The following is a 519-nucleotide window of genomic DNA, read 5'->3' as shown; positions in this document are numbered from 1 at the left end:
CCCCCCGGGTGAGGGCATAGGTGTCGACGACCGCGGTCGGCCCGAAGTCCCGGATCCGGCCACGGTGGCCGGACAACTCGTCCCGGTCCGTGTGCAGGTGCGCCACCGGCACCCAGGATGCCGGCTCGTGGTGGCCGCGGTGGACGACCAGCACCTGATCGCCGCGCTGGTGCAGACGTTCGACCACACGTCGACCGATGAACGTCGTCCCGCCCAGCACCAGCACTCTCATGGCTTCATCTCCCCGCGCTCCGTGGATCCGTGCCACCGGTCACCATCCAAGCGCTCGCCCTGATGAAGAGCCAAGAATTTCTCCTCGGTGACAGCGGCACCCGCGCCGGGAGGGCCCGCGGTGCGTCTGGACCTTGCCGCGGACCGGCGTTCTCTCCGGCGCCGCTGAGCGGGGGCTGCTGCGGTGTCCTCGGCCGTGAGGATACTGATGCCATGGAGAACGAGACGACCGACCCAGCCGTGGCACTGTGGTTCAACGACCAGGGGAAAGGGCGCCCCTTCGTGCTG

General features: G+C 69.4%; 1 protein-coding gene. It reads right to left on the bottom strand.

Annotated features, from left to right (window positions below):
• A partial coding sequence (locus RCG67_RS17415) for an NAD-dependent epimerase/dehydratase family protein (protein ID WP_368828074.1) occupies window positions 1–232 on the bottom strand: 232 nt, incomplete at its 3' end.
• Window positions 233–519 lie beyond the last annotated feature (287 nt).

Origin of the sequence: Kocuria cellulosilytica, from assembly GCF_040981245.1 — a bacterium.
Lineage (GTDB): Bacteria > Actinomycetota > Actinomycetes > Actinomycetales > Micrococcaceae > Kocuria > Kocuria cellulosilytica.
Note: the sequence above shows the minus strand (reverse complement) of the source record. Positions and strands in the feature narration are given on the sequence as shown.